General features: G+C 59.5%; 4 protein-coding genes and 1 pseudogene. All 5 read right to left on the reverse strand.

From position 1 onward, the window contains the following. Window positions 1-485 (reverse strand): annotated as a pseudogene (locus ACPLUI_RS10665) (glutamate formimidoyltransferase); the annotation flags it as partial. Window positions 486-489: 4 nt separating this feature from the next. Beyond that, complete coding sequence (gene hutI, locus ACPLUI_RS10670) at window positions 490-1,761, reverse strand: imidazolonepropionase (protein WP_424660246.1); 1,272 nt, start codon at window positions 1,759-1,761, stop codon at window positions 490-492. 35 nt (window positions 1,762-1,796) lie between these two features. After that, the gene (gene hutH, locus ACPLUI_RS10675; RefSeq protein WP_424660247.1) at window positions 1,797-3,344 is read right to left on the reverse strand and encodes a histidine ammonia-lyase; all 1,548 of its coding nucleotides are present in this window, start codon (window positions 3,342-3,344) and stop codon (window positions 1,797-1,799) included. A gap of 218 nt (window positions 3,345-3,562) precedes the next feature. After that, entirely contained in the window at window positions 3,563-4,369 is an 807-nt protein-coding gene (locus tag ACPLUI_RS10680) for a methyltetrahydrofolate cobalamin methyltransferase (RefSeq protein WP_424660248.1), read from the reverse strand. A 90-nt stretch (window positions 4,370-4,459) separates the two neighbouring features. Next, window positions 4,460-4,984 (reverse strand): HutP family protein, encoded by a 525-nt coding sequence (locus ACPLUI_RS10685; RefSeq protein WP_424660249.1) that lies wholly within the window; start codon window positions 4,982-4,984, stop codon window positions 4,460-4,462. Window positions 4,985-5,079: the final 95 nt, after the last annotated feature.

Here is a 5,079-nt window from a genome sequence, read left to right on the forward strand (position 1 = left end):
TGCCGAATGGGCTCCGTGGGTGGAGGCGCTGCTCCGCGAGGGTTTGCTGTCCGGCCCTCGCGCACCCTGGAGAGGTTTTTGCGCTCGGGGCGGGTGGCCGCCTCTTCGTAAAGATAAACGGGGATCCCCAGCTTTTCTCCTATTTCCCGCCCCAGTTCCCTGGCCAGCTTCACGCATTCCTCCATCGTGACGCCGGTGAGGGGAATGAACGGGATCACGTCAGTCGCCCCGATGCGGGGGTGCTCCCCGCGGTGTTCATGCATGTTGATCAGCTCCGCAGCCCTGGCGGCGGCCCGGAAAGCTGCTTTTTTCACCTGACCGGGCTCCCCGATAAAGGTGACAACCGTCCGGTTGTGGCTGGCATCGGAGGAGGAATCGAGGAGCCTGATTCCATCCACCCCCCTGATCGCTTCCAGGATCTGCTCTACAACCTCAGGCCGGCGGCCTTCGCTGAAATTGGGTACACACTCCACCAGTTTCTTCACAGCTTCATCCTCCTACCACGATTTTTCCGGATTTTATTACGGTTTGGACCAGGTTGGTACCGAACCGGTACATGAGGTACCGGTATGAAGGGGCGTCAAAGATCACCAGGTCCGCCTTCTTACCCGGTTCCAGGCTCCCCACTTCGGCGGCACGTCCGATGGCGTGGGCCGCATTAATGGTCACCGCGGTAATCACTTCGGCAGGCTTCATTTTCAGCTGGCGGCAGGCAATCCCCATGACTGCTGGCAGCGAGTTCACCGGAGAACTCCCCGGGTTGAAATCGCTGGCTAGAGCAACTGCCGCTCCCTGTTCGATCATCTCCCGGGCCGGTGCGTATTGACCGCCCATCAAGCAGAAGGTGGTCGCAGGCAGGAGCACGGCCACCGTGTTTGAGCGGGCAAGGCGGCGGATGCCCTCCTCCGATACATGTACCAGGTGATCGGCCGAGGTCGCCCCCATTTCCACGGCCAGTTCCGCCCCTCCCAGGGAAACGATCTCGTCGGCGTGCAGTTTAAGCTTCAGCCCCAGGTCGCGGGCCCTGGCCAGGATCCGGCGGGTCTGCTCGACGGAAAAGACGCCCTCCTCACAGAACACATCGCAGAACTCGGCCAGCCCTGCCCGGACCACGGCGGGAAGCATTTCCTCCACCAGCAGGTCCACGTAACCGCCGGGGTCGTCTCTGTATTCGGGGGGTACGGCGTGCGCCCCCAGAAAAGTGGGCACCAGGTCCACGGGCTGGCGCTGCGCCAGTTCCCGGACTACTTCCAGCATCTTCACCTCGTCCGCCAGGGTGAGGCCGTAACCGCTCTTGGCTTCGGCAGTGGTCGTTCCCTGCGCCAGCATCTCGCCCAGGTATTTCAGCCCGGCAGCAATCAGGTCCTCGCGGCCCGCCGCCCTGGTGGCACGCACGGTATCCAGGATCCCCCCTCCCCGGGCGAGTATCTCCAGGTATCCCACGCCCTCAATCTTCATTTCCAGTTCGTATTCTCTGGAACCGGCAAAAACAAGGTGAGTGTGGGGGTCGACCAGGCCGGGCAGCACCACTTTCCCCGACGCGTCGATGACCGTGGTACTCTCACCAACCTTTACACGCTCCATGACACCGGCAGTCCGCCCCACGGCCAGGATCCGCCCGTCCTTCACAGCCACGGCACCGTCCTCGATCAGGCCGATCTCTGCCATTTCGCGGCCGCGCCTGGGACGTGCGGACCCACCAGCAACCGTTACCAGCTCCGCTGCATTGCGCACCAGAAGGTCAACCTTTTCCCCCGTCATATCAGCACATCCTTTCCAGCCCGTCCCGCACCGCTTTAAATAAGCGGGCCGACTTCCTGCTCCACCCTCCGGGTAACCAAGCCGCTCAGCAGAAGGTCGTGGACCTTGTGTAAATCCTGGTAGAGAATTCTGTCCCCGTCCCAGTGCGGCACCACTTCCCTGATCAGGTGGTGGGCTATCCGGCTCCCAATCCCGGGAGTGTGGGAAACGAAATCCAGCGCCTGGGCAGCGGCCAGCATTTCCGCGGCCACGATCCAGGAAACGTTCTCCACCACGGAACCAGCCTTGAGTGCAGCGATGGACCCCATGCTGACGTGATCTTCCTGGTTGGCAGAGGTGGGGATGGAATCGACGCTGGCCGGGTGCGCAAGGACCTTGTTTTCCGACGCCAGGGCAGCGGCAACGTACTGCAGGATCATCATCCCCGAATTTAAGCCTCCCTGCTGCGTCAAAAAAGGCGGCAGTCCGCCGTTGAGGGCCGGGTTGACAAGCCTTTCCACGCGCCTTTCGGAAATGCTCCCCAGTTCGGAAACGGCCAGGACCAGGTAGTCCAGCGCCAGCGCCAGGGGCTGGCCGTGAAAGTTCCCCCCACTGATGACACAACCCGAATCGGGGAAGATGAGCGGATTATCGGTAGCCGAATTGATTTCCGTTTCCAGGATGCCCCGGACGTGATTGATGGCGTCAAGGGAAGCACCGTGCACCTGCGGGATGCACCGGAGAGTGTACGCATCCTGAACCCTTTTGTGTTTTGTCCTGCTCAACAGATCACTGCCCTCCAAAAGTTTCCGCATGGCCAGGGCGGAGCTTCTTTGCCCCGCATGCGGCCGGACTTCATGTATGCGCGGGTCGTAAGCGCTGGAAATTCCCTCCAGAGCCTCGAAGGTCATGGCTGCAGCGATGGATGCCGCCTTGACCAGTTCCAGGGCGTCAGCTACCGCCAGGCAGCCCAGGGCGGTCATGTACTGCGTTCCGTTGATCAGGGCCAGGCCTTCCTTGGCCGCGAGACTGACCGGTTTCAGTTTGGCCAACCTGAGTGCCTCTTCCGACGGCATGACCCGACCCAGGTATTCCACTTCGCCCAGGCCGATCATCGCCAGCGCAATATGCGCCAGGGGGACCAGGTCGCCGCTGGCCCCGACCGAACCCTTGCACGGCACCACCGGGTGAATCCCCTCGTTCAACATGTCCAGCAGCAGCTGGACAACCTCCAGCCGCACACCGGAGTAACCCTTGGCTAGGGAGTTGGCCCTGAGGATCATCATCGCCCTCACCGCATCCCGCGGCAGGGGGTCCCCCACCCCTCCGGCATGGCTCATAATGATATTTTTCTGCAGGGCGTTGCAGTCTTCCCTGGATACAGCCACCTCGCTGAACTTTCCAAAGCCGGTCGTAACCCCATAAACGGTAAGCCCTTCGGAGACAATTTTTTCGACGATCTTCCTGGATTTGATAAGATTGGCTTTACCGGACACCCCCAGGCTGACCGGCACGTTTTTCCGCGCCACTGATAAAACCTGTTCCAGTGTCAGGCTGTTCCCGTCGATGAACAGGGAATTAAGGGCGGTTTTTGTCTCAATCATGACTTCTCCTCCTGTCACGAATTCTGGGAAAACAAAAGGGAGCAGAGCGCGATAAACGATTCGCCTCTACTCCCTGATCAACTAACGCCTGTGAGTAGAAAGGGCACTTATTTTATTTATATCAGCATAACATGGATTCAAGCTTGCTTCAAGACGGCCAGGGTGGAACGATGTATATCCTTTCCGTCACATTCAACCGGATACCAAAAGCAGCTTGTTCAATCTTTCCGGTATAAACCGCTGCGGTGAGCTTTCAAATATTCGGAACAATAGGGGTCTTTACCCAGAAGCGCCTGCGACGCGTAGTAAAAGCCCATCAGGGTCCTGTCCAGCGGGTCCAGGATATAGGCATCCATACCTGCGGCCATGGTCTGGATGAGGAACACCTGGTTCAGCACCGGCCTGTTCGGCAGGCCGTAGCTGATGTTGCTGAGGCCGCAGATGGTGTGCACCGCGGAGTACTCTTTCCTGATGAAGCGAAGGGTCTCGAGCACTTCCACGCCCGCGCTGTCGCTGGTGCTGACCGGCTTGACCAGAGGGTCGATGTATATATCGTCTTCGGGAACACCAGAACGCGTCAGATCGCCCACCAGCTTCCTGACAATGGCAATGCGCTGTTCTGCAGTATCCGGCATTCCGCTGTCGTCCATCAACAGGGCGACCACTCTGGCTTTATATTTCAGCACCAGGGGCAGTACGGTGTTGAACCTCTCGCTTTCCGCAGTGATGGAATTGACCATCGGCTGCCCCCTGTCCGCCGCCAGTTCCAGGCCCACCTCCAGCGCCCTGGGGTTGGGGCTGTCGATACACACGGGCAGATCAACGGCCTCTTTGACCAGCTCAACCAGCCAGGCCATGACTTCCGGCTCGTTGCGCACGAGGGTCCCGCAGTTGACGTCAATATAATGTGCGCCGGCCTCGGCCTGCCGCCGTGCTATCTCCCGGATGTAAGCGGCATCCCTGTTTTCCACCGCCTCTTTGATGGGTTTGCGGCTGGTATTGATCAATTCACCTACAATAAGCACCTGACATACTCCCTCCCAGATTCCGTATGACCCCGGCCCGTCCCCGGCCGGGACTTCTCGAGATCGAGCCCGAATCCCTTGCTTTTGAGCTCAAAGATGATTTATGCCCAGCCCTATGACCTCGTGCTCAAACCCCTTTTTGGGTGCCCCGATAGTGCCATACAGTGCAACCGCCAGCCACTCGCCGTCATCATCACCTGCCGGAAGCATCCGCGGACCCCTTACCATTGCAAAATTCAGGCCAACAGTACGAAGTATTTCACCCAGCTCCAGCTGCCCGCGGCAGACTCCGTAGAAAGCCTCGATAATTGCATGGTAGAGGGAATGCACGTGCCTGTAACCGCTCTCCAGCAACTGCTCCCGCTGAACGGCCGTCTCCACCGCAGCCACCACCTTCTCCGCCGTCATGGAGCCCACTTTTCCCACAACGGCACGGTACCCCATCCTGCCGGATTCAGCGAGCAGCGCCGCAACTTCTCCCCTATCCGCCACAGCCAGTTTGATGGCCACCCTGCCGATGGTCTGCATCCTTTCACCCCCGGCCAGCCATAATGCGCTCAGCAGCACCAGGCTCAGCCCCTGTGCTTTCACCACATGAAGCGGTGCAAGATCCATGCCAGCGATGTCGTATAACCATCCCTCACCAGACGTAAAATAGCCTTATGGAGGTGTCAATGTGAGCGAAAACGAAAGATAAAGTCAACACACTG

The sequence above is a fragment of the Desulfofundulus sp. genome, from assembly GCF_049701015.1.
GTDB lineage: Bacteria > Bacillota > Desulfotomaculia > Desulfotomaculales > Desulfovirgulaceae > Desulfofundulus.

What these genes read in the sequence shown, in the direction of transcription:
- ACPLUI_RS10685 (WP_424660249.1), bottom strand. Translation starts at nt 4,984, where the DNA reads ATGGATCTTGCACCGCTTCATGTGGTGAAAGCACAGGGGCTGAGCCTG.
- hutH (WP_424660247.1), bottom strand. Translation starts at nt 3,344, where the DNA reads ATGATTGAGACAAAAACCGCCCTTAATTCCCTGTTCATCGACGGGAAC.
- hutI (WP_424660246.1), bottom strand. Translation starts at nt 1,761, where the DNA reads ATGACGGGGGAAAAGGTTGACCTTCTGGTGCGCAATGCAGCGGAGCTG.